The 20,604-nt window shown below is 73.9% G+C and carries 24 protein-coding genes; 15 read left to right on the top strand and 9 right to left on the bottom strand.

Annotated elements, in window-relative coordinates; all coding sequences use genetic code 11:
- Positions 1-155: 155 nt before the first annotated feature.
- The 3 genes from AB0D45_RS15530 (at position 156) to AB0D45_RS15520 (ending at position 2,228) form a co-directional block, all read left to right on the top strand.
- A complete protein-coding gene (locus AB0D45_RS15530; protein WP_361604344.1) occupies positions 156-728 on the top strand; it encodes an FABP family protein in 573 nt (190 codons plus the stop codon).
- 70 nt (positions 729-798) lie between these two features.
- Positions 799-1,239, top strand: a complete 441-nt coding sequence (locus AB0D45_RS15525) for a Fur family transcriptional regulator (RefSeq protein ID WP_361604341.1) — start codon at positions 799-801, stop codon at positions 1,237-1,239.
- A 20-nt stretch (positions 1,240-1,259) separates the two neighbouring features.
- A complete protein-coding gene (locus tag AB0D45_RS15520) occupies positions 1,260-2,228 on the top strand; it encodes a folate-binding protein (RefSeq protein ID WP_361604338.1) in 969 nt (322 codons plus the stop codon).
- A 30-nt stretch (positions 2,229-2,258) separates the two neighbouring features.
- Here AB0D45_RS15520 and dtd read toward each other — a convergent pair whose 3' ends face one another.
- Positions 2,259-2,684, bottom strand: coding sequence for a D-aminoacyl-tRNA deacylase (dtd, locus tag AB0D45_RS15515; protein ID WP_361604335.1), 426 nt, complete (start codon positions 2,682-2,684; stop codon positions 2,259-2,261).
- Positions 2,685-2,816: 132 nt separating this feature from the next.
- On the opposite strand from dtd, the gene AB0D45_RS15510 reads away from it, so the two are divergent.
- The 4 genes from AB0D45_RS15510 to AB0D45_RS15495 are packed head-to-tail and all read left to right on the top strand — an operon-like array spanning position 2,817 to position 6,448.
- Positions 2,817-3,428, top strand: a complete 612-nt coding sequence (locus AB0D45_RS15510) for an AmfC protein (protein WP_362458868.1) — start codon at positions 2,817-2,819, stop codon at positions 3,426-3,428.
- 55 nt (positions 3,429-3,483) lie between these two features.
- On the top strand, positions 3,484-4,728 hold the full coding sequence (locus AB0D45_RS15505) for a GNAT family N-acetyltransferase (RefSeq protein ID WP_362458866.1): 1,245 nt from the start codon (positions 3,484-3,486) through the stop codon (positions 4,726-4,728).
- Between the two features lie 18 nt (positions 4,729-4,746).
- Positions 4,747-5,532: a putative protein N(5)-glutamine methyltransferase gene (locus AB0D45_RS15500; protein WP_362458864.1), complete on the top strand. Its 786-nt coding sequence runs from the start codon at positions 4,747-4,749 to the stop codon at positions 5,530-5,532.
- Between the two features lie 19 nt (positions 5,533-5,551).
- Positions 5,552-6,448: a sigma-70 family RNA polymerase sigma factor gene (locus tag AB0D45_RS15495; protein ID WP_362458861.1), complete on the top strand. Its 897-nt coding sequence runs from the start codon at positions 5,552-5,554 to the stop codon at positions 6,446-6,448.
- Between the two features lie 32 nt (positions 6,449-6,480).
- On the opposite strand, the gene AB0D45_RS15490 is transcribed toward AB0D45_RS15495, so the two are convergent.
- Positions 6,481-6,822 (bottom strand): DoxX family protein, encoded by a 342-nt coding sequence (locus tag AB0D45_RS15490; RefSeq protein WP_361604320.1) that lies wholly within the window; start codon positions 6,820-6,822, stop codon positions 6,481-6,483.
- Positions 6,823-6,903: 81 nt separating this feature from the next.
- Positions 6,904-7,827, bottom strand: coding sequence for an NAD(P)-binding domain-containing protein (locus AB0D45_RS15485; RefSeq protein ID WP_362458858.1), 924 nt, complete (start codon positions 7,825-7,827; stop codon positions 6,904-6,906).
- A gap of 63 nt (positions 7,828-7,890) precedes the next feature.
- Here AB0D45_RS15485 and AB0D45_RS15480 point away from each other — a divergent pair, with 63 nt between their 5' ends.
- Positions 7,891-8,241, top strand: a complete 351-nt coding sequence (locus tag AB0D45_RS15480; RefSeq protein WP_362458856.1) for a helix-turn-helix domain-containing protein — start codon at positions 7,891-7,893, stop codon at positions 8,239-8,241.
- 112 nt (positions 8,242-8,353) lie between these two features.
- Here the strand turns inward: AB0D45_RS15480 and AB0D45_RS15475 are convergent, their stop codons facing one another.
- On the bottom strand, positions 8,354-9,019 hold the full coding sequence (locus tag AB0D45_RS15475) for a maleylpyruvate isomerase N-terminal domain-containing protein (RefSeq protein ID WP_362458853.1): 666 nt from the start codon (positions 9,017-9,019) through the stop codon (positions 8,354-8,356).
- Between the two features lie 96 nt (positions 9,020-9,115).
- Between AB0D45_RS15475 and AB0D45_RS15470 the strand changes: the two genes are divergently transcribed.
- From AB0D45_RS15470 to AB0D45_RS15460, 3 genes are all read left to right on the top strand, one after another.
- Positions 9,116-9,526 carry a helix-turn-helix transcriptional regulator gene (locus AB0D45_RS15470; protein WP_362458850.1) on the top strand — a complete coding sequence of 137 codons (411 nt, stop codon included), beginning with the start codon at positions 9,116-9,118 and terminating at the stop codon, positions 9,524-9,526.
- Between the two features lie 23 nt (positions 9,527-9,549).
- Complete coding sequence (locus AB0D45_RS15465; RefSeq protein WP_362458848.1) at positions 9,550-10,119, top strand: hypothetical protein; 570 nt, start codon at positions 9,550-9,552, stop codon at positions 10,117-10,119.
- A 122-nt stretch (positions 10,120-10,241) separates the two neighbouring features.
- Positions 10,242-10,580, top strand: coding sequence for a DUF2516 family protein (locus tag AB0D45_RS15460; protein WP_361604302.1), 339 nt, complete (start codon positions 10,242-10,244; stop codon positions 10,578-10,580).
- A 70-nt stretch (positions 10,581-10,650) separates the two neighbouring features.
- On the opposite strand, the gene AB0D45_RS15455 is transcribed toward AB0D45_RS15460, so the two are convergent.
- The 3 genes from AB0D45_RS15455 to AB0D45_RS15445 form a co-directional block, all read right to left on the bottom strand.
- Positions 10,651-11,895 (bottom strand): fused response regulator/phosphatase, encoded by a 1,245-nt coding sequence (locus AB0D45_RS15455; RefSeq protein ID WP_362458845.1) that lies wholly within the window; start codon positions 11,893-11,895, stop codon positions 10,651-10,653.
- A 732-nt stretch (positions 11,896-12,627) separates the two neighbouring features.
- On the bottom strand, positions 12,628-13,734 hold the full coding sequence (locus tag AB0D45_RS15450; RefSeq protein WP_362458842.1) for an NlpC/P60 family protein: 1,107 nt from the start codon (positions 13,732-13,734) through the stop codon (positions 12,628-12,630).
- A gap of 209 nt (positions 13,735-13,943) precedes the next feature.
- Complete coding sequence (locus AB0D45_RS15445; protein WP_362458840.1) at positions 13,944-14,771, bottom strand: class I SAM-dependent methyltransferase; 828 nt, start codon at positions 14,769-14,771, stop codon at positions 13,944-13,946.
- A gap of 257 nt (positions 14,772-15,028) precedes the next feature.
- Between AB0D45_RS15445 and mshA the strand changes: the two genes are divergently transcribed.
- Both mshA and AB0D45_RS15435 read left to right on the top strand, forming a co-directional pair.
- Positions 15,029-16,378, top strand: a complete 1,350-nt coding sequence (gene mshA / locus AB0D45_RS15440) for a D-inositol-3-phosphate glycosyltransferase (RefSeq protein ID WP_362458897.1) — start codon at positions 15,029-15,031, stop codon at positions 16,376-16,378.
- Complete coding sequence (locus AB0D45_RS15435; RefSeq protein WP_362458837.1) at positions 16,371-16,871, top strand: YbjN domain-containing protein; 501 nt, start codon at positions 16,371-16,373, stop codon at positions 16,869-16,871. The genes mshA and AB0D45_RS15435 overlap by 8 nt, the downstream gene beginning before the upstream one ends.
- Positions 16,872-17,216: 345 nt before the next feature.
- On the opposite strand, the gene AB0D45_RS15430 is transcribed toward AB0D45_RS15435, so the two are convergent.
- Positions 17,217-18,584 carry an MFS transporter gene (locus AB0D45_RS15430; protein ID WP_362458834.1) on the bottom strand — a complete coding sequence of 456 codons (1,368 nt, stop codon included), beginning with the start codon at positions 18,582-18,584 and terminating at the stop codon, positions 17,217-17,219.
- Positions 18,585-18,721: 137 nt separating this feature from the next.
- Here AB0D45_RS15430 and AB0D45_RS15425 point away from each other — a divergent pair, with 137 nt between their 5' ends.
- The gene (locus AB0D45_RS15425) at positions 18,722-19,480 is read left to right on the top strand and encodes a phosphoglyceromutase (protein WP_361610419.1); all 759 of its coding nucleotides are present in this window, start codon (positions 18,722-18,724) and stop codon (positions 19,478-19,480) included.
- 148 nt (positions 19,481-19,628) lie between these two features.
- Positions 19,629-20,270, top strand: a complete 642-nt coding sequence (locus AB0D45_RS15420) for a GNAT family N-acetyltransferase (RefSeq protein ID WP_362458831.1) — start codon at positions 19,629-19,631, stop codon at positions 20,268-20,270.
- A gap of 79 nt (positions 20,271-20,349) precedes the next feature.
- On the opposite strand, the gene AB0D45_RS15415 is transcribed toward AB0D45_RS15420, so the two are convergent.
- On the bottom strand, positions 20,350-20,499 hold the full coding sequence (locus AB0D45_RS15415; RefSeq protein WP_361610417.1) for a hypothetical protein: 150 nt from the start codon (positions 20,497-20,499) through the stop codon (positions 20,350-20,352).
- Positions 20,500-20,604 lie beyond the last annotated feature (105 nt).

Below are 20,604 nucleotides of genomic sequence, written 5' to 3'. Positions count from 1 at the left end.
TGAGGCAGTCTTCACCTCCCTGCTGGTCCTGGTCTGCGTCGGCGTCCTCGCCTTCACCGGCCTGGCCGTCAAGAAGCTGTACCAGGGTCAGCGCTGAGCATCCGCCCAGCCGACCGCACCGGAACCCCTCCCACAGATCGCCTGAGCAGCCAACCATGATCCAGATCCCGTCCGACCTGAACCCGGGCCTCGTCCCCCTCGCCTTCCTCCTCGGCACCTGGGAAGGCGCCGGCGTCTTCGACTTCCCCGGCGAGGAGAAGTGCAACTTCGGCCAGGAAGTCGTCTTCAGCCACGACGGCCGGGACTTCCTGGAGTACACCTCCCGCACCTGGGTGCTCGACGCCGAGGGCGCCAAGGTGCGCCCGCTGGAGTCCGAGTCGGGCTACTGGCGCATCGACAAGGACCGCAAGGTCGAGATCGTCATGGTGCGCGACCAGGGCGTCGTCGAGGTCTGGTACGGCGAGCTCGCCGACCAGAAGCCGCAGATCGACCTGGTCACCGACGCGGTGGCCCGTACCGCCGCGTCCGGCCCGTACAGCGGCGGCAAGCGGCTCTACGGCTACGTGAAGAGCGACCTCATGTGGGTCGGCGAGAAGGCCACCCCGGACGTCGAACTGCGCCCGTACATGTCGGCCCAGCTCAAGAAGGTCGTCACCCCGGAGGAGATCGCCGACATGGCGCGCAACCTCCCGGAGCTGCCGGAAGACGGCATCGCGTTCTTCCGCTGAGCACGCCGCAGTCCTGCGGACTGACGAAGGGGACCGCCCGCGGTCCCCTTCGCGCGCTTACACTGGCCGGGTGGTGACCACCGACTGGAAGAGCGATCTGCGGCAGCGCGGCTACCGGCTGACACCGCAGCGCCAGCTCGTGCTCGAAGCGGTCGACGCCCTGGAGCACGCCAGCCCCGACGAGATCCTCGTGGAGGTCCGCAAGACGGCGTCCGGGGTGAACATCTCCACGGTGTACCGGACCCTGGAGCTCCTGGAGGAGCTCGGACTGGTCTCCCACGCCCATCTCGGGCACGGAGCCCCCACCTACCACCTCGCCGACCGGCACCACCACATCCACCTCGTCTGCCGCACGTGCACCGGCGTCATCGAGGCGGACGTGGAGATCGCCGACGAGTTCACGGCGAAGCTGCGCGCCACCTTCGGGTTCGAGACCGACATGAAGCACTTCGCGATCTTCGGACTGTGCAAGACGTGCGCGGCGGCCGAGCGCCGGGCCGGCTCCTCCTAGCGGGGTCGTAGGCTGGTGCCATGACCAGCAGCCCCTTGCTCCATCTCCCCGGCGCCGTAGAGGCCGAAGGCCGTGACGAGGGCGTTGCCGCCCACTACGGAGAGCTCTACGGCGAACAGCGCGCCCTGGCCGACGGCCGCGGCTTCGTGGACCTCTCCCACCGCGGGGTCGTCACCGTCACCGGCGCGGACCGGCTGAGCTGGCTGCACCTGCTGCTCACCCAGCACGTCAGCGACCTCCCGGCCGGGCAGGCCACCGAGGCGCTGATCCTCTCCGCGAACGGGCACATCGAGCACGCCCTCTACCTCGTGGACGACGGCGAGACGGTGTGGGCGCACGTCGAGCCCGGGACCCAGGAGGCGCTCCTCGGCTACCTGGAGTCGATGAAGTTCTTCTACCGCGTCGAAGTCGCCGACCGCACCGCCGACTTCGCGGTCGTCCACCTGCCGGCCGGCTCGATCGCCGAGGTCGCCAAGGAGCACGTGGTCCGCGAGACCGGGCACGGCCGGGACGTCTTCCTGCCCCGCGCCGAGCTGGAGGCCTTCGCCGCTGCCCACGGCCCCGCCGCCGGGCTCCTCGCCTACGAGGCGCTGCGCGTCGAGGCCCACCGGCCGCGCGTCGGTCTGGAGACCGACCACCGGACCATCCCGCACGAGCTGGGCTGGATCGGCACCGCGGTGCACCTGCAGAAGGGCTGCTACCGGGGCCAGGAGACGGTGGCCCGCGTCCACAACCTGGGGAAGCCCCCGCGCCGCCTGGTCTTCCTGCACCTGGACGGCTCCGAGGTGCTGCTCCCCGCGCACGGCACGCCCGTACGGCTCGCCGCGGACGGGGAGGACGGCCGCCAGCTCGGCTTCGTCACCACCGCCGTGCGCCACCACGAGCTCGGCCCGATCGCACTCGCCCTGGTCAAGCGGAACGTTCCCGTCGACGCCCCGCTGCTGGCCGGGGGGACGGCCGCCGCCCAGGAGGTCGTCGTAGCGCCGTAACGGCCGTACGGAACGACGCGGCCGCGCGCCTCAGACGTCGATGACGAGGGTGAACGGGCCGTGGTTCGTCAGCGAGACCCGCATGTCCGCGCCGAACCGGCCCGTCGCCACCGTCGCGCCCAGCGCCCGCAGCTGCGCCACGACCTCGTCGACCAGCGGCTCGGCCACCGGGCCGGGCGCGGCCGCGTTCCACGTGGGGCGACGGCCCTTGCGCGCGTCGCCGTACAGCGTGAACTGGGAGATCACCAGCAGCGGCGCGTCGACGTCGCTGCAGGACTTCTCCGCCTCCAGGATCCGCACGGACCACAGCTTGCGCGCCAGCAGCGCCGCCTTCTCCGGGGTGTCGTCGTGGGTCACCCCCACCAGCACGCACAGCCCCTCGCCGACGATCTCGCCGACCGTCTCACCGGCCACGACGACGCTCGCGCCGTCCACCCTCTGCACCACTGCTCGCATACCACCTGTGTACCAGCCCTGCACCCGTCCGGGGCCGATCGGGTGGTCCGGGACTGCGTGCACACCACGGAGAGTGGCACCATGCACGCAGGCGGTGCCCCCAGCACCGGTCGAGGGGACGGATACGAACGCATGAACACCTCTGGTACCTCCGCACCTGCACCCGCGTCACCCGCGTCACACGCGTCACCCGGGTCGGACGCTCCGGCCGCGACCACGGCCGCGGGATGGCCGCCCGCGCAGCGCACCGGCGAGCCGGCGGGGACGGCCAACCCCGCCACCGCCCTCGGCCTGCCCGAGCTGCGCGCGCTGCGGCGCGACGCGCAGCGCGACGAGGCCGACCTGAGCTACGTACGCAGACTCCTGCAGGGCCGCATCGACATCCTGCGCGCCGAGCTCGCCCGCCGTACGGACCCCGAGGCGCCGGTGGTGGACCGGCTCTCGGAGATCCTCGCCGACGCCCCGTCCAGCCGCAGCGCCTCCGCCCGGCACGTCACGCTCGGCACCCCGCACAACGAGGAGTTCCGGCTGCTGGCGGCGGAGATGCTGTCCGACGTGGAGCTGTCCGACCTGGAGGCGCGCACGGACGGCGAGCTGCACGCCGCGATGGGCCGGCTGGTCGGCTTCGAGCAGCAGGTCTCGCGGCGCCGCCAGCAGCTCCAGCGGATGGCCGACGACTCCAGTGCGGAGATCACCCGCCGTTACCGGGAGGGCGAGGCGCAGGTGGACGACCTGCTGGCGTAGCCGGCGGCGAAAATCGGGCGACCGGGGCCGGGCACGGCGGTTAGCGTGGCCGGTCATGAGCGCTGACGTGCGGCCGATCGCCGCATCCGAACTCCCCGCCTGGCTCACCACCCTGAACACGGGCTTCCTCACTCCGGGCACCCCGACGGAATCCGACGTGGCCCAGCGCGCCGCGCACAGCGATCTCGCGCGCATACGGGGGGCCTTCGACAAGGCCACCGGGCAGTGCGTCGCCACCTTCCGCTCCTTCGCCCAGGAACTGACCGTGCCCGGCGGCGCCGTCGTCGGGTGCAGCGCGGTCTCCAACGTGACCGTGCTGCCCACCCACCGCCGACAGGGCCTGCTGACGCGGATGATGGAGGCCGAACTGGCCGCCGCCCACGCCCGCGGTGACGTCCTGTCCACCCTGATCGCCGCCGAGTACCCGATCTACGGGCGCTACGGCTACGGGCCCGCGACCGTGCACGCCGAGTGGGAGGTCGACGTCGCCCGCACCGGCATCGACCGCAGCCGGCCCGCGCCCGTCGACGGCGGCCGCATCGACCTGGTGGACGCGGCCGAGGTCCGGCGCGTGGGGCCCGCCCTGCACGAGCGGCTGCGCGCCTGGCGGCACGGCGTCATCGACCGCGACGCGCGCTGGTGGCGGCTGGAGACCGGTGAGGAGGAGATGTCGCACCGCCCGTACAAGGAGCGGATGTACGCCGTGTACCGGGACGCCGGCGGTGAGGTGGCCGGGCTGGTCTCCTACCGGGCCGACGACCACTGGACGGACTCCAAGACCCCGCTGAACACCGTGCAGGTCCGGGACCTCCTCGCCGTCACCCCGCAGGCCGAGCGGGCGCTGTGGCACTTCCTGTGCTCCATCGACTGGGTGCTGAAGGTCCGCACCGGCAACCGGCCCCCCGACGACCTGCTGCCGGAACTGCTGCCCGACGCGCGCGCGGCCCGGCCGGTGTCGGCCGCCGACTTCCTGTGGGTGCGCGTGCTGGACGCCGAACGGGCGCTGGCCGCGCGGACGTACGCCGTGCCCGGGGTGCTCGTCCTGGACGTCGACGACCCGTCCGGCCCGGCGGGCGGCCGCTACCGGCTGGACGCGGGCGCCGGCACGTGTTCCCGTACGCAGGAGCCGGCCGACCTGCGGCTGGACGTGTCCGCGCTGGGCTCCCTGTACCTGGGCGACGCCTCAGCGGTCCGGCTGGGCGCCCTGGGCCGGGTGACGGAACACCGGCCGGGGGCCCTCGCACTGGCCGACGCGGTGTTCCGTACCGCGCGCCGGCCGTGGTGCCCGGACGTCTTCTGAGGGCTGGAAACAAGAGGAATGAGTGACGTGACGACGATCGTGGAACGGCTGCGCGCCGCGGGCTGCGTCTTCGCCGAGGAAGAGGCGGACCTGCTGACGGCGGCCGCCGCCGACGACGGGCAGTTGGAGGGCATGGTCGCCCGCCGGGTGGACGGTGAACCGCTGGAGCACGTCGTGGGCTGGGCCGAGTTCGGCGGGCTGCGCGTGGAGGTCGGTGCGGGGGCCTTCGTACCGCGCAGGCGCACCGAGTTCCTGGTGCAGGAGGCGGTGGGGCTGGCCCGGCCCGGCGCGGTCGTGCTCGACCTGTGCTGCGGGGTCGGCGCCCTCGGAGCGGCGGTGGCGGCCCAGGTCCCGGGCGGGGTCGAGCTGCACGTGGCCGACATCGACCCGGGGCCGCTGGAGTACGCGCGGCGCAACGTGGCCCCGTACGGCGGCTCCGTGTGGGAGGGCGACCTGTACGCGGCGCTGCCCGCGGAGCTGCGGGGGCGGGTGGACGTGCTGGTGGTCAACGCCCCGTACGTGCCGACGGGGGAGATCGGGCTCATGCCGTCCGAGGCCCGCGACCACGAGCCGCTGGTCTCCCTCGACGGGGGTGCGGACGGCCTGGACGTCCACCGGCGGGTCGCGGCGGACGCCCTGCGGTGGCTCGCGCCGGGCGGGCACCTGCTGATCGAGACCAGCGCCCGGCAGGCGCCGCTGACGGCGTCCGCGCTGACCGGGGGCGGTCTCGTGGTGCGGGCGGTGACCTCCGAGGAGCTGTATGCGACCGTGGTCATCGGCCGGGCGCCGGCGCCGGCTTCCTGAGGGGAAGGGGACACCAGGGGTGGACGAGGACGACAGGGCTTCACTGACCGAGCGCTTCGAGGAGCACCGCAGCCACCTGCGGGCGGTCTCCTACCGGATGCTCGGCTCGCTCGCCGAGGCCGACGACGCCGTCCAGGAGACCTGGCTGCGGCTGAACCGGACGGATGCGGACGAGATCGAGAACCTCGGCGGCTGGCTGACGACGGTGGTGTCCCGGATCTGCCTCAACCTGCTGCGCTCGCGCGAGCAGCGGCGCGAGGACCCGGTGGAGCGGCTGGAGACGCGGGTCCCCGACCCCCTCGTCAGCCCGGAGCGGCGGATCGACCCCGAGCAGGAGGTGCTGCTCGCCGACTCGGTGGGGCTGGCGCTGATGGTGGTGATGGAGTCGCTGGCTCCGGCGGAGCGGCTGGCGTTCGTCCTGCATGACATGTTCGCGGTGCCGTTCGACGAGATAGCCCCGCTGATCGAGAAGTCGGCCGCCGCGACGCGGCAGCTCGCCAGCCGGGCCCGCCGCAGGGTGCAGGGGCAGGCCCCCGCTCCCGACGCGGACCTGGCCCGCCAGCGGGAGGCGGTGGACGCCTTCTTCGCCGCCGCGCGCGACGGGCGGTTCGAGGCACTGGTCGCGGTGCTCGACCCGGACGTGGTGCTGCGCTCCGACGGGGGCGCGGGCGGGGCGCTCAGCGTGGTCCTGCACGGTGCGCGGACGGTGGCGGGCCAGGCGGTCACGTACAGCGTGCTCACCCCGTACGTGCGGCCGGCGCTGATCAACGGTGCGGCCGGTGTGGTCGTGGTCCGCAAGGGCCGGGCGGTGTCGGTGATGGCCTTCACCGTGGTCGGCGGCAGGATCGTCGCGATCGACGTGTTGTCCGACCCGGAGCGGCTGAAGCTGCTGGACGTGACGGCCCTGGAGGTCTGAGGCCGGAGGCCGGGGCCGCCGCCCCGCCCCGGTCAGACGACCAGGACGAGGGCGGCGGCCATCGGGGCGGCGTAGACCACCGGGAAGACGACGTGGGCGTAGTCCCGGGCCCGCAGGGTGACGATCACGGCGCCGATGAAGTAGAGCACCAGGCCGATGCCGGCGGCGATCCCGATGGCCGGGACGGCGAACCCGGCGAGGAGGCCGACCGCGCCGGCGACCTTGGCGGTGGCGAGCAGGTTCCACCAGCTGCGGGGGACCCCGTACTGGACGAGGGGCTCGACGGTGTACTTGGCGCGGGCGAAGAGCGAGGCGCCGGAGTACCCGGCCATGAGGGCGGCGACCAGGGTGACGACGGTGGCGGTGGTGGACATCGGGGGCTCCTTCGGGGGATCTCGTTTGCTCCGGCACCCCTATGACCCGCCGCCCCGCACGGATGTGACAGCCCGCCGGAATTATTTTCCGCGGGAGTGCGCGGTGCCCGCCGGCACCGCCGTGCGGCCGAGGAGTTCGGCGACGCGGACGAAGCCGTCCCCGCCGTGGCCGTGGGCGATCGCCCGGCGGGCCAGGCCCTCGGTCGCGCGCATCAGGCCGGCGTCGATGCCGTGTTCCTCGGAGGTGTGGATGATGTGGGCGATGGACGAGGCCGCCGACGTCAGCGGGTTGAGCTCGCCGGAGTAGCTGCCGCTGTCCACGTCCCCCGCGAACTCCGCGAAGAGCGGCGGCAGGATCGCGCCGATCCCCTGCGCGTACGGGGCCAGTTCCCCGGCGCTGACGCCCTCGGCCTTCGCCACCGCCAGGGCGTGGGCGTAACCCGCCATCGCGGTCCAGAAGATGTCGAGCAGTGCGATGTCGTACGCCGCCGCCCGGCCGATGTCCTCGCCGAGGTGGGTGTGGGTGCCGCCCAGGGCGTCCAGCACGGGCTGGTGCTCGCGGTAGAGGTCCTGCGGGCCGCTGTGGATGAACACCGCGTCCGCTGTTCCGATGGTCGTGGCCGGCGTCATGATCGCACCGTCGAGGTAGCGGATGCCGTGCTCGGCCGCCCACGCGCTGCTCTCCCGGGCCCGGCCCGGGGTGTCGGCGGTCAGGTTGACGACTGTGCGGCCCTTGAGGGCGGTGGTGACGGCCTCGGGCCGCAGGACGGCGTCCGCGGCCTCGTAGTTGACCACGCAGACCACGGTCAGCGGGCTCGCGGCGACGGCCTCGGCGGCGGACGGCGCCCCGGTCGCGCCCCGGGCGACCAGCTCCCCGTCCCGGCCGGGGGTGCGGTTCCAGACGGTGGTGCGCACGCCGGCGTCGAGGAAGGCGCCCGCCAGGGCCCGGCCCATCGGGCCGAGGCCGAGGACGGTGACGGCGGGCTGTCCGGGGTTCGAAGACATGGCTCAACTCCTGTGAAAACATGCATGATCGGCATGGACGTGGTGTGGAGAGGGGACGAGAGGATGACGCGCAGCCGGGCCCTGGACCCGAACGTCTGCGGGGTCACCGCCGCGATCGCGGTGATCGACGGCAAGTGGAAGACGACCCTGCTCTGGCTGCTGGAATCCGGTCCGCAGCGGCCGGGTGAGCTGCGGCGTCGGACCCCGGGCCTGAGCGAGAAGGTGCTGACCCAGGCACTCCGCGAGATGGAGGCCGACGGGCTCGTACACCGCGAGGTGCACGACGTGCTCCCGCTGAGGACCGAGTACTCCCTCACCGGGTTCGGCCGGGAACTCGCCGAGGCGGTGGCGCCCCTGTCCGACTGGGGGCACCGGCGTCTGGAGAAGCTCGCGCAGGCCCGGCCGGCCTCCTGACCCCTCCTCCCGACCCCCCAAGCTTCACCCGGGCGGGCCGGCCTGCCCAGTACCCACAAAAAGGTGGGTACCGGGCCGTCCGGAAGGGGCGGCCGTCCGGCCGGCCGGCCGTCTAGCCGAGGTGGAGCGGCAGTCGGGCCGCGATTCCTCCCCGGGCGGCGAGGGCGGCCTGTTCGGCCGGGCCGGGGGCGCGGCGGCCGGTGCCGATCAGCAGGGCGTCCTCGTCGGAGAACGACGCGGGGAACGCGCCGCCCGCGATCCGCTCCAGCAGCGCGCGGGAGCGGGCCAGGCCCTCGGCGGGCGGCCGCTCCGCGTGCGGGAGGCGGGCGGTCAGGTCGAGGTGGTGCAGCGTCCACTCCAGGACGTACGCGTCGAGGTAGTCGCCCACGGTCAGCACCTGTTCGCGGGTGCTGACGCGGCCGGCCCGGTCCGCGAGGTCGGCGGCCCGCCCGGCGGCGGAGCCGACGTCCTCCAGGTGGAATGTGAGCAGCCAGGGCTCCTCGTACGCGGCCGCGAGCCGTACGGTCAGCGCGTCGAGCGGGTCCTCGCCGTCCGGGGCGGCGTCGAGGACCTCCCAGTAGCCCGCCGCGTCCCGGGTGGGCGCGGCGTCCACGGGGGTGGCGAGGGTGATCAGGACGTCCTGCGCGTCGATGACCAGGTGGCACACCAGGTCCCGCACGAGCCAGCCGGCACACCCGGACGCCGCCGCGAAGTCCTGGTCCTCGAGCCCGGCCACCGCCGCCCGCAACGCCACCCACGACCGCGAGAAGTCGTCCATTCCGGCAAGTTAGCACCGTTCGTGCGGGGGAAGGAGAGTGCGAGCTGCTGCAAGCAGGCGCTTGCAATAGTTAGCAGTGTCCGGCAGGATCGGAGCATGGCATCGCTCAACGTCGGAAACCTCGGCGAATACCTCCGCGAGCAGCGGCGGCAGGCCCAGCTCTCGCTGCGGCAGCTCGCCGACGCCGCGGGAGTGTCGAATCCGTACCTGAGCCAGATCGAGCGCGGGCTGCGCAAGCCGAGCGCGGACATCCTCCAGCAGCTGGCCAAGGCGCTGCGGATCTCCGCGGAGACGCTGTACGTGCAGGCCGGGATCCTCGACGAGCGGGACCGGGACGAGGTGGAGACGCGGGCCGTCATCCTCTCCGACCCGTCGATCAGCGAGCGGCAGAAGCAGGTGCTGCTCCAGATCTACGACGCGTTCCGCAAGGAGAACGCGCTGGAGGCCGACGAGGCTCCCGGCGGCGAGAACACCGGCGCGGACACCGCGATGCCCCCTACGAACTGACTGTGATCCGGGAGGACCCGCACATGGCCATCGCCGATGACCTGAAGAAGACCCTCACCGACCCCACCCCCCTCTACTTCGCCGCCGGCACGGCCGACCTGGCCGTCCAGCAGGCCAAGAAGGTGCCCGCGCTCATCGAGCAGCTGCGCGCCGAGGCCCCCGCGCGCATCGAGGCCGTGAAGAACACCGACCCGAAGGCCGTGCAGGAGGCCGTCACCGCCAAGGTCACCGAGGTCTTCGGGTCCATCGACCCCAAGAAGCTCGGCGAGACCGCCCAGGACCTCGCGCTGCGGGGTGTCGGCGTGGCCGCCGAGTACGCCGTCCGGGCCAAGGAGACCTACGACAAGGTCGCCGAGCACGGCGAGCAGGCCGTACGGGCCTGGCGCGGCGAGGTGGCCGACGAGATCGTGGACATCGCCGGGGCCGTGGAGCCGGAGCCGGCGCAGGACCCGGCCCCGGCGCAGGACTCGGCCCCGGCGCAGGAGCCTGAGCCGGCTCAGGCCGCCGCCGCGGAGCAGCCCGCCTCGAAGAAGCCCGCCGCGCGCCGCAGCACCGCCAAGAAGGCCGCCGCCACACCCGGCGACGAGAGCTGAACGACCCGGCTGCGGACCGGGCACCCCGCGGGTGCCCGGTTCGTTGACGTGGGGGAGGGCAGCTGCAGCGGTAGCGTGGAGTCGGAGTCACTGGTGCCGGATGCGAGAGGGCGGGCGAGACGATGCTGATGCAGGGGTTCGATAACGGGGTCCTCCCGTTGCTCGGCTACGCCATGCTGGCGCTCGCCGTCGTGGCCTTCGTGCTCGCGCTGCTGGCGCGGGAGGACGCGTACCGGGCCGCCGAGAAGCAGACGAAGACCTTCTGGCTGGTCATCCTCGGGGTGACCGTCCTGGTGGACTTCTTCCTCGGGATGCTCTTCCTGCAGATCGCCGGCCTGGTGGCGACCATCGTGTTCCTCGTCGACGTGCGCCCCGCCCTCAAGCAGGTCTCGGGCGGCGGCCCGCGCCGCGGCGGCAGCAGCAGCGACGGCCCGTACGGCCCCTACAACGGCGGCCGCTGACCCGTTCCGGCCTCGCGGGGCCGCCCCGTCTCGGCCCCTCGGGTGCGCTGGGCTGAGCCCCGTCCGCCGGTCAGGCCGCCGGGGTTCTGCCCGCCGCGCGGGAGAGCAGGACGACGGCCACGTCGTCGGTGAGCTCGCCGCCGTTCAGCCGGCGGGCCTCGGTGACGGACGCCTCCAGCAGCGCCTCGCCGCTCAGCCCGCGCTCCAGGTGCCGGTTGATCATCTCGACCATGCCGTCCTGGCCGAGCCGCTCGCGGCCCTCGCCGATGCGGCCCTCGATCAGGCCGTCGGTGTAGAGCATCAGGCTCCAGCTGCCGCCCAGGTCGACCTGGCGCCGGGGCCAGCGGGCCCGGGGCAGCAGCCCGAGGGCCGGGCCGCTGTCGTCGTACGGCAGCAGCCGCGCCGGCCCGCCCGGCCGGGAGATCAGCGGGGCCGGGTGTCCGGCCAGGCACAGGCCCGCGCGCCGGCCGTCCGGGGAGATGTCCACCGTGCACAGCGTCGCGAAGATCTCCTCGCAGGGGCGCTCCACCTCCAGCACCTCCTGGAGGGTGGCGAGCAGGTCGTCCCCGCACAGGCCGGCCAGGGTCAGGGCGCGCCAGGCGATGCGCAGCTCGACGCCGAGGGCCGCCTCGTCGGGGCCGTGGCCGCACACGTCGCCGATCATGGCGTGGACGGTGCCGTCGGGGGTGCGGACGGTGTCGTAGAAGTCCCCGCCGAGCAGGGCCCGGCTGCGGCCGGGGCGGTAGCGGGCGGCGAAGCGGAGGTCGGAGCCCTCCAGGAGGGGCGTGGGGAGCAGACCGCGTTCGAGGCGGGCGTTCTCCTGGGCGCGCAGTTTCGATTCTGCAAGCTTGTACTGGGCGATGTCCGCCCGCTTTCTCTCCACGGCGTAGCGGATGGCGCGGCTCAGCAGCCGGCCGTCGAGCTCGTCGCGGTAGAGGAAGTCCTGGGCGCCCACGCGTACGGCTTCGGCGGCGCGGTCGGCGTCGGCCTCGCCGGTCAGGACGAGGACGGCGTGGCGGGGGGCGATGCGCAGCACCTCGCGCAGGGCCCCGAGGCCGTCCTCGCCGGGGCCGGGCCCGGGCAGGTCCAGGTCGAGCAGTACGCAGTGCACGTCGGGGGTGAGCAGCCGGGTGGCCTCGGTGAGGTTGCGGGCGCTGCGGATCCTGATGCGGTGGCCGTCGGCGTCGAGGATCTCGGGGACGGTGAGGCCGCCGGCGGGGTCGTCTTCGACCACCAGCAGCGTCAGCGACGCCTGGGGGGCGGGGCCGCTGTCCGGGGCGGGGATGTCCCTCTGCCGCGGTACGGGTACAGGCATCGTCTCCGGTTCCTTGCCTCCCCCCGAGGGTGCGCTCATGCGGCAGACCCTAGCGGGCGGGTACCGGCGAACGGAATGGCGGCCGTGGGAGGGCCGCCGTCATATGCCCCTATCGCGGGGAAAAACCGCGCCGCGGGGATGACCAACGTCACGGCGCGCCCCTTCCGCATCCCGCCCACCGAGATACCCCTGGAGCGCCGCTGCGATCACCGCTGCGCCGCGCTCGGGCCGTGTCCCGGCGGTGCTCGGCTCGGCCGGGCCTGGTGGTGGGGCCGGGGCGTCGGCGGGGTGTGCCGCTGCGCGGAGCTGGTCCCCTACCCGCCCTTCGCCCGTTCCCCGAGCTCCGCCCGGACCCGCGCCTCCAAGGCCGGCGGGGCTGAAACCCCCCGGGCTCCGCCCAGACCCCCGGGCCGCCAGGGCCCCCGGGCTCGCCCCGGACCGCGCCTCCAAGGCCGGCGGGGCTGAATCACCCCGGGCTCGGCCCGGACCCTCGCGGGCTGGAGGGCGCGCAGCGCACTTTCAGCCCCGCCGGCGTTTGAGGCGCGGGCGCGGTAGCGCCGTGCAGTGGGCCGCACGGGCCCGGGGCGCCCAGACCGGCGGCCGGGGCCGGAGCCCCGGGGCTGGCAGGGCCCCGGGGTCGGGTCCCCGCCGGGGTGCCGGGGCGAGGGGCCCCGGGGCCGCCGGGGTACCGGGACCGGCGGCCCGGGGGTCGGGTCACCGCCCGGCCAGGGCTCACGCGTCCGGGCGGACCACCGCCTTGATCGGCATCGAGCCCGCGCCCGCCATCGTCACCGTGCGCCCCGGCCGCGGGGCGTGGACCATCGCGCCGTCACCGACGTACATGCCCACGTGGCTCGCGTCGTCGAAGTAGATGATCAGGTCCCCCGGCCGCATGTCCTTGAGCGGGACCTTCGGCAGCAGCCGCAGCTGCTCCTGCGAGGTGCGCGGGATCCCCCGGCCCGCCGCCAGCCAGGCCTGCGAGGTCAGCCCGGAGCAGTCGAAGGCGTTCGGCCCCGTGGCGCCCCAGACGTACGGCGCGCCGATCTGCGCCGTGGCCCACTGCACGGCCCGCTTGCCCGCGTCCGTGGCCGCGCCCTTGACGTCCTTCATGGCGCCGGCCGACAGCCAGGCCGTCTGCGCCTGGTACTGCGCTTCCTGCTCCAGCTGGAGCAGCCTCGCCTTCTCCTCGGCCTCCAGCTTGTTCTCCAGGGCCTCCGCCGTCTTGATCTTCTCCTCGATCTCCTTCTTGGCGGCTTCCTTCTTGACCCTGTTGTCCTCCATCTTCTGCCACAGCGCGCCCGCTTCCTTGGCGTACCGCTCCAAGTCGGTCTGCGTGCGGTTCAGTTCGGACAGCAGGTCCGTGGTGGCCTTCTCGCCCTGCCGCAACCGGCCCGTCCCGTCCAGGAAGTCGGCCGGACTGTCGCTCAACGCCAGCCGCGCGCCCGGCGGCAGGCCGCCCGAGCGGTACTGGGCGCGGGCGGCGGCGCCGGCCCGGTCCTTCAGGGAGGAGATGCGGTCCTGGCCCGCCACCACCAGGTTGGCGATCTGGACGATCCGCTCGGACTGCGCCTTGGTCTCGCTCTCGGCGAGGTTGTACGCGTCGGTGGCGGTGCCGGCCTGGCGGTAGAGGTCCTCTATCTCCTTGCGGATCTGCTCCAGGGACTTGCCGCCCGGCGCGGGGCGCGCGGGCGCGGCGGGGGCCGAGGGGGCGGGAGGTGCGGACGGCGCCGCGAACGCGGTGCCCGCGAGTCCGGGGGCCGCCAGTATCGCCATGGCGCACAGCAGTGTGAGGGCGGACGCCCCCTGCCGACGCGACGACGCACGCTTAACGGTCCCCATGGCTCCCCCAGGCACCCCGGGTCACATCGATGTCACCGGACATCAGATCTGACTATTCATCAGTAACTTGGCACTGTCTCCGGGATGGTGCCACGACTCGGTGAATTCCAACACCCTCCGGATGCCTCTCCGATCATGACCGGCCACCCCCGACCGTCCCAGCCGACTCAACGGGCCGCCTCCGGCGCCGGTTCCCCGCAGCGCCAGGTTCACCCCGCCGGGCGCAACGCCTCCCAGCGCACCGACAGTTCCCCCTGCCGCCACCGCCCCGGACCGTCCGCCAGCGGCCAGTCGGCGGACAGCGCCCGCGCCGTCCGGATCCAGCGCTGCCGCGCCCCGTACGAGGCGTACGGAGCCGCCGCCGCCCACGCCCGGTCGAAGTCGCGCAGGAACGCGTGCACCGGCTCACCCGGCACGTTCCGGTGGATCAGCGCCTTCGGCAGCCGCTCCGCCAGGTCCGAAGGCCGCTCCAGCGACCCCAGCCGGGTCGCGAAGGTCACCGTGCGCGGCCCCTCCGGCCCCAGCGCCACCCACACGTGCCGCCGGCCGATCTCGTCGCAGGTCCCCTCCACCAGCAGCCCGTCCGGGGCCAGCCGGGCGCAGAGCCGCTGCCACACCTCCGCGACCTGCTCCTCGTCGTACTGGCGCAACACGTTCGCCGCGCGGATCAGCGCCGCGTGCCCCACAGGATCCCCGGCCGTCCCGTCCAGCGGCACCTCGAAGCCGCCGTGCCGGAAGGTGAGCCCCTCCCGCTCGTACGGCTTCGCCCCCGCCACCCGCGCCGGCTCGATCTCGATGCCGACCACCCGGATCCCCGGCGCCGCCTGCCGCAGCCGCGCCAGCAGCTCCACCGCCGTCCACGGCGCGGCCCCGTACCCCAGGTCCACCGCCACCGGCGCGTCCGCCCGCCGCAGCGCGGCCCCGTGCGCGGCGGCGATCCAGCGGTCCATGCGGCGCAGCCGGTTCGGGTTCGTCGTCCCGCGCGTCACGGTGCCGACGGGGCGCCTCGGGGACGGCGGGGTGCTGCGGGAGACCATGCGCCGAGCGTAAGCGGAGGGTACGGCCAGGATAAGAATCCGGAAATCGCGCAGGAACTTCCGGGCCCCCGGAATGCGGCGGGCCGCCCCACGGGTTGCACTCCTTGCAGGGCGCCGACCGCGCTCCCGCAGCCATGCCGCCCCACCGGCGCTGCCGACCCCGCCCACCAGCGCGGGGTCGCAGAGGACCGTCGACCGTCGTCCGAGCGAGAGGAACTGCTCCCTTGAGCCAGTACGTGTCCCGCCTCGGCGGCACCATCAGCGGTCGCATCGCCGCCGCGCGCGGCGCCCGCCCCGACGCGCCCCGCCTGCGCCTGCCCGCCGTCGGCCACCACCGCAAGCCCCGCCGCGTGGCCATGCTCAGCGTGCACACCTCACCGCTGCACCAGCCCGGCACCGGCGACGCCGGCGGCATGAACGTCTACATCGTCGAGCTCGCCAAGCGCCTCGCCGCGATCAACATAGAGGTCGAGGTCTTCACCCGCGCCACCACCGGAGGCCTGCCGCCCGTGGTCGAGCTCGCGCCCGGAGTCCTCGTACGGCACGTGGACGCGGGCCCGTACGAAGGCCTCGCCAAGGAGGAGCTGCCCGCCCAGCTGTGCGCCTTCACCCACGGCGTCATGCAGGCCTGGGCCGGCCACCGCCCCGGCTACTACGACCTCGTCCACTCCCACTACTGGCTCTCCGGCCACGTCGGCTGGCTCGCCGCCGAACGCTGGGGCGTGCCCCTGGTGCACGCCATGCACACCATGGCCAAGGTCAAGAACGCCGCGCTCGCCGAGGGCGACACCCCCGAGCCCGCCGCCCGCGTCATCGGCGAGACCCAGATCGTCGCCGCCGGCGACCGGCTCATCGCCAACACCGCCGAAGAGGCCGAGGAGCTCGTACGGCACTACGAGGCCGACCCCGGCAAGGTGGCCGTCGTCCACCCCGGCGTCAACCTCGACCGCTTCACCACCGGCGACGGCCGCGCCGCCGCCCGCGCCCGCCTCGGCCTGCCGCAGGACGCGGTGATCCCGCTGTTCGCGGGCCGCATCCAGCCGCTTAAGGCCCCAGACATCCTGCTGCGGGCCGTCGCCGAGCTGGTCGACCGCGACCCCTCGCTGCGCAGCCGCCTCTTCGTCCCCGTCGTCGGCGGCCCCAGCGGCAGCGGCCTCGCCAAGCCCGAGGGGCTCCAGAAGCTCGCCGCGAAGCTCGGCATCACCGACCTCGTCCACTTCCACCCGCCGGTGGCCCAGGACCGGCTCGCCGACTGGTTCCGGGCGGCGTCCGTGCTGGTCATGCCGTCCTACAACGAGTCCTTCGGCCTCGTCGCCATCGAAGCCCAGGCGACGGGCACGCCGGTCCTCGCGGCGGAGGTCGGCGGACTGCCGGTCGCCGTCAACGACGGGGTGACGGGGATCCTCGTACCCGGACACGACCCGGTGGACTACGCCCGTGAGCTGCGGCGCTTCGTGGACGACCCCGGTCTCACGGACCGGATGGGCGCCGAGGCCGCGCGGCACGCGCAGTTCTTCGGCTGGGACACCGCCGCCAGCGGGACCGCCGACGTGTACACCGCGGCCATGCATGATCATCGCCGTCGCGTACGCTCCCACCATGGCTGACACCGCCGCTGACACCGCCGCGATCATCGAGTCCACGCTGGCCGGCGCCGAGCTGAGCTGGGAGAGCCCCGAGCCGGGCTCGTACGTCGTCCAGCTCCCCGGCACCCGCAAGCTGAGCACCACCTGCTCCCTGCGGATCGGCCGGCACTCGCTGTCGGTCAACGCCTTCGTCATCCGCCACCCCGACGAGAACGAGGCGGGCGTCCACCGCTGGCTGCTCGAACGCAACCTCAAGCTGTACGGGCTGGCGTACGCGGTCGACCCGCTCGGCGACGTCTACCTCACGGCCCGGCTCCCGCTGTCGGTGATCACCCCGGAGGACCTGGACCGGCTGCTGGGCACCGTCCTGGAGGCGGCGGACGGCGCCTTCAACACCCTGCTGGAGCTGGGCTTCGCGAGCGCGATCCGGCGCGAGTACGAATGGCGCGTCTCGCGCGGCGAACCGACCCACAACCTGGACGCCTTCAAACACCTGACCCACCCGTCCCCCTGACCCGGACCGGGCCCCGCCGCCACGCGCCGACCCGCCCCTCGCCGCTGCACGGCAGTCCCCGCGCCGAGCCGCCCCTCGCCGCTGCGCGGCAGCCCGCGTCCGGTCCTTGGCCTCTTCCCCGGGGGCTGCGCCCCGTCCGGCGTCCCGCCCTGGCCAGTTCCCCGGGGCCCCGCCCCGGGCCCCGGCCCGGCGCCGTGTGCCATGGACCCCGTCCGGCTGCGTGCCGAACCCAGCCCCGCCGGCGTTTGAGGCGCGGGTCCGGGCAGAGCCCGGGGAACGGGGGAAGGGCGGGTAGGGGACAGCTCCGCGCAGCGGCCCGCCCGACCGGGCACCCGGGACGGCCCGCTACGCCTCGGCGGCGACCGCACCCGGAGCCGCGGCCGTACCGGCCGGCTCCGCGACCGCCACCGGCGCAGCCACCGCCACCGCCACGGCCACCGGCTCCGCAACCGGTACCGATGCAGCCGCTGCCCCCGGCGCCGGCGCCGGCGCAGCCACCGCCGCCCCCGCCCCCTCCGGGAGCTTCCGCATCAGCAGCCCGTACCCCGCCGCCGCCACCGTGCCCAGCGCGCCCGTGACACCCCACAGCCACCCCGCGCCGTACCGGTCGATCACGAACCCCGCCATCAGCGGAGCCACCAGCGCCGCCACCGACCACGACATCGTGTACATCCCCTGGTACCGGCCCCGCCCGTGCACCGGCGACAACCGCACCACCAGCCCCATCTGCGTCGGCGAGTTCACGATCTCCGCCAGCGTCCACACGCACACCGTCAGCGCGTACGCCCACAGCGCCCCGGCGAAGGCCGTCATCGCGAAGCCGTACCCCGCCAGCAGCGCCGAGACCACCAGCAGCCGGCGCGGGTCGCGGTGCTCGATGAAACGGGTCACCGGGATCTGGAGCAGCACGATCAGCAGCCCGTTCGCCGCGATGACCAGTCCGTAGTCACCGGGCGAGAAGCCGGCCCGGCCCATCGCCACCGGCAGGCCCACCGAGCCCTGCGTGAAGATCAGCGAGATCAGGAAGGACAGCCCGACCACCGCCATGAACCGCCCGTCGCGCAGCACGGTCCCCAGTCCGGTCTCCGGCTCCGCCCCCTTGGCCGCCGCCTCCTTCACGGGCCGCGACTCCGGCAGCTTCACGAAGACCAGCACCGCGCACAGCAGCGTCAGCGCGGCCTCGCCCAGGAAGCCGGCCAGGTAGCTGTACTCCGCCACCACCCCGGCGATCACCGAGCTGATCCCGAAGCCGAGGTTGATGGCCCAGTAGTTCAGCGCGAAGGCCCGTACGCGGTCCTCCGGCCGGACGATGTCCGCCATCATCGCCGAGACCGCCGGGCGCGAGGCGTTCGAGGTCATCCCGACCAGCCCCGCCACCGCCGCGATCGCCGCCGGGTGCTCCATGAACCCCAGCAGCGCCACCGAGAACGCCGTCGAGGCCTGCGCCGCCAGCAGCGTTGGCCGCCGCCCCAGCCGGTCGGCCATCACGCCCGCCACCAGCGAGGACACCACCCCGCCCAGGCCGTGCAGGGCGACCACGAGTCCCGCGAAGGAGGCCGAGTAGCCCCGGTCCAGGGTCAGGTACAAGGTCATGAAGGTCGCGACGAAGGCCCCGAGCCGGTTGACCAGCGTGCTGGCCCACAGCCACCAGAACGCGCGCGGCAGACCCGACACGCTCTCCCGGGCAGCCCGTCTCAGACTGGCAGCGGACATGCGGTTCCCCCCGATGATGTAAGTACCCCTGGCTCCCTGGGCACATTACGAACGCCGCCCGCCGCCGTCCACTGGATTGACGCCGACCGTCAATCGGGGGCCACGGGCGCCCCACGGCGTCCATTAGGCTCGTACGCATGGCCGACGCACCGTACAAGCTGATCCTCCTCCGCCACGGCGAGAGCGAGTGGAACGCGAAGAACCTGTTCACCGGCTGGGTGGACGTCAACCTCAACGAGAAGGGCGAGAAGGAGGCGGTCCGCGGCGGTGAGCTGCTCAAGGACGCCGGCCTGCTCCCCGATGTCGTGCACACCTCCCTCCAGAAGCGCGCGATCCGCACCTCCCAGCTCGCGCTGGAGGCCGCCGACCGCCACTGGATCCCCGTCCACCGCTCCTGGCGCCTGAACGAGCGCCACTACGGCGCCCTCCAGGGCAAGGACAAGGCCCAGACGCTCGCCGAGTTCGGCGAGGAGCAGTTCATGCTGTGGCGCCGCTCGTACGACACCCCGCCGCCGGCCCTCGAGGACGGCACGGAGTTCTCGCAGTCGGACGACCCGCGCTACGCCTCGATCCCGCCGGAGCTGCGCCCGCGCACCGAGTGCCTCAAGGACGTCGTCGTCCGCATGCTGCCGTACTGGTACGACGCGATCGTCCCCGACCTGCTGGACGGCCGCACGGTCCTCGTCGCCGCGCACGGCAACAGCCTCCGCGCCCTGGTCAAGCACCTGGACGGCATCTCCGACGCCGACATCGCGGGCCTGAACATCCCCACCGGCATCCCGCTCGCCTACGAACTGGACGCCGACTTCAAGCCCCTCACCCCGGGCGGCACCTACCTCGACCCGACCGCCGCCGCGGCCGCCATCGAAGCGGTGAAGAACCAGGGCAAGAAGTAGCACCTCTCGCGAGCACGCCCCCCACCCGCGCGTACGGCGCCGGTGGGGGGCGTTGTCGTGTGCGGGGCGTCGCCTGTTTCGGCGGGGCGGGGGTCGGGTGGTGGTGTAATGGCCCCTGCTGGCAATGGATCATTACGCAGGGGGAGTCGTGTCCGAGGAGCAGATCACCGGCTGGGTGAAGCAGTGGGTCGACGGCTGGACCGTTTCGCGCTGCGCGGCCGATCCGGTCGGGGAACCGTGGGGGTGGACGGTCGCCGTCGGGCTGCCCAAGGAGGTCGTCCGGCACGTGCTGCCCGTGCCCGCCGAGGCCGATGTCCGCAAGCTCGCCGCCACCGCCCCCGCGGCCACCTGGCTCAAGCTCTTCGCCCCGGACGAGGTGGTACGGCCCTGGGCGGGGGACGGGTGGGAGACGGACGTCCCCGGCTTCCTGATGACCCTGCCGCTCGCCCCGGCGCCGGCCGGGCCGCCGCCGGCCGGGTACACCGTGACGACCTGGACCCGCGGCGGTGTGATCAAGGTCCTGGTCCGGGCCGGGGACGGACGGCTGGCGGCGAGGGGCCAGGCGGGCCTGGCCGGCCGCACCGCGGTGCCGGACCAGATCGAGACCGCTGCGGACCAGCGGCGCCGGGGCCTGGGCGCCCTGGTGATGCGCACGCTGCAGAACGCCGCCCGGGAGGCCGGGGCGCGGGACGGGGTCCTGGTGGCCACGCCGGACGGCAGGGCCCTGTACGAGGCCCTGGGCTGGACCTCCCGCTCCCCGATGGCCGGCCTGGTCCGCCGGGCGGACTGACCGCGCCCGCCCTCGGAGCAACCCGCATAGGAAGAGGGCCCCGTCCGGGACGGACGGGGCCCTCCTCGGCGGCGGCCGGTCAGCCGCCGCACTGGCAGGGGGCGCCGGACTGGCAGCCGCAGCCGCAGCCCGAGCCGCAGCCGCAGGCCGCGAGCAGCGGCAGGCGCAGCGGCTCCGGACGGGGCGGCGGCTCCTGTTCCGGCGTGATGGGGACAGGGGTTTCGGGCATGGTGCCTCCTCGCAGGCGGCGTACGGGAAGTCGTGGTGCCTTCGCCTCATTCATGCCCAGCCGCACCGGCGCGTCAACGGCGCATTGGGGCGTGCCGCCGCGAGG

This window comes from Streptomyces sp. NPDC048352 (assembly GCF_040651895.1).
Classification (GTDB): Bacteria; Actinomycetota; Actinomycetes; order Streptomycetales; family Streptomycetaceae; genus Streptomyces.
Note: the sequence above shows the minus strand (reverse complement) of the source record. Positions and strands in the feature narration are given on the sequence as shown.

Bases quoted from the DNA above. Each gene is read 5' to 3' on its own strand.
- AB0D45_RS15530 (WP_361604344.1), top strand. From the start codon at position 156: ATGATCCAGATCCCGTCCGACCTGAACCCGGGCCTCGTCCCCCTCGCC.
- AB0D45_RS15520 (WP_361604338.1), top strand. From the start codon at position 1,260: ATGACCAGCAGCCCCTTGCTCCATCTCCCCGGCGCCGTAGAGGCCGAA.
- dtd (WP_361604335.1), bottom strand. From the start codon at position 2,684: ATGCGAGCAGTGGTGCAGAGGGTGGACGGCGCGAGCGTCGTCGTGGCC.
- AB0D45_RS15510 (WP_362458868.1), top strand. From the start codon at position 2,817: ATGAACACCTCTGGTACCTCCGCACCTGCACCCGCGTCACCCGCGTCA.
- AB0D45_RS15505 (WP_362458866.1), top strand. From the start codon at position 3,484: ATGAGCGCTGACGTGCGGCCGATCGCCGCATCCGAACTCCCCGCCTGG.
- AB0D45_RS15500 (WP_362458864.1), top strand. From the start codon at position 4,747: ATGAGTGACGTGACGACGATCGTGGAACGGCTGCGCGCCGCGGGCTGC.
- AB0D45_RS15490 (WP_361604320.1), bottom strand. From the start codon at position 6,822: ATGTCCACCACCGCCACCGTCGTCACCCTGGTCGCCGCCCTCATGGCC.
- AB0D45_RS15485 (WP_362458858.1), bottom strand. From the start codon at position 7,827: ATGTCTTCGAACCCCGGACAGCCCGCCGTCACCGTCCTCGGCCTCGGC.
- AB0D45_RS15480 (WP_362458856.1), top strand. From the start codon at position 7,891: ATGACGCGCAGCCGGGCCCTGGACCCGAACGTCTGCGGGGTCACCGCC.
- AB0D45_RS15475 (WP_362458853.1), bottom strand. From the start codon at position 9,019: ATGGACGACTTCTCGCGGTCGTGGGTGGCGTTGCGGGCGGCGGTGGCC.
- AB0D45_RS15470 (WP_362458850.1), top strand. From the start codon at position 9,116: ATGGCATCGCTCAACGTCGGAAACCTCGGCGAATACCTCCGCGAGCAG.
- AB0D45_RS15465 (WP_362458848.1), top strand. From the start codon at position 9,550: ATGGCCATCGCCGATGACCTGAAGAAGACCCTCACCGACCCCACCCCC.
- AB0D45_RS15460 (WP_361604302.1), top strand. From the start codon at position 10,242: ATGCTGATGCAGGGGTTCGATAACGGGGTCCTCCCGTTGCTCGGCTAC.
- AB0D45_RS15455 (WP_362458845.1), bottom strand. From the start codon at position 11,895: ATGCCTGTACCCGTACCGCGGCAGAGGGACATCCCCGCCCCGGACAGC.
- AB0D45_RS15450 (WP_362458842.1), bottom strand. From the start codon at position 13,734: ATGGGGACCGTTAAGCGTGCGTCGTCGCGTCGGCAGGGGGCGTCCGCC.
- AB0D45_RS15445 (WP_362458840.1), bottom strand. From the start codon at position 14,771: ATGGTCTCCCGCAGCACCCCGCCGTCCCCGAGGCGCCCCGTCGGCACC.
- AB0D45_RS15435 (WP_362458837.1), top strand. From the start codon at position 16,371: ATGGCTGACACCGCCGCTGACACCGCCGCGATCATCGAGTCCACGCTG.
- AB0D45_RS15430 (WP_362458834.1), bottom strand. From the start codon at position 18,584: ATGTCCGCTGCCAGTCTGAGACGGGCTGCCCGGGAGAGCGTGTCGGGT.
- AB0D45_RS15425 (WP_361610419.1), top strand. From the start codon at position 18,722: ATGGCCGACGCACCGTACAAGCTGATCCTCCTCCGCCACGGCGAGAGC.
- AB0D45_RS15415 (WP_361610417.1), bottom strand. From the start codon at position 20,499: ATGCCCGAAACCCCTGTCCCCATCACGCCGGAACAGGAGCCGCCGCCC.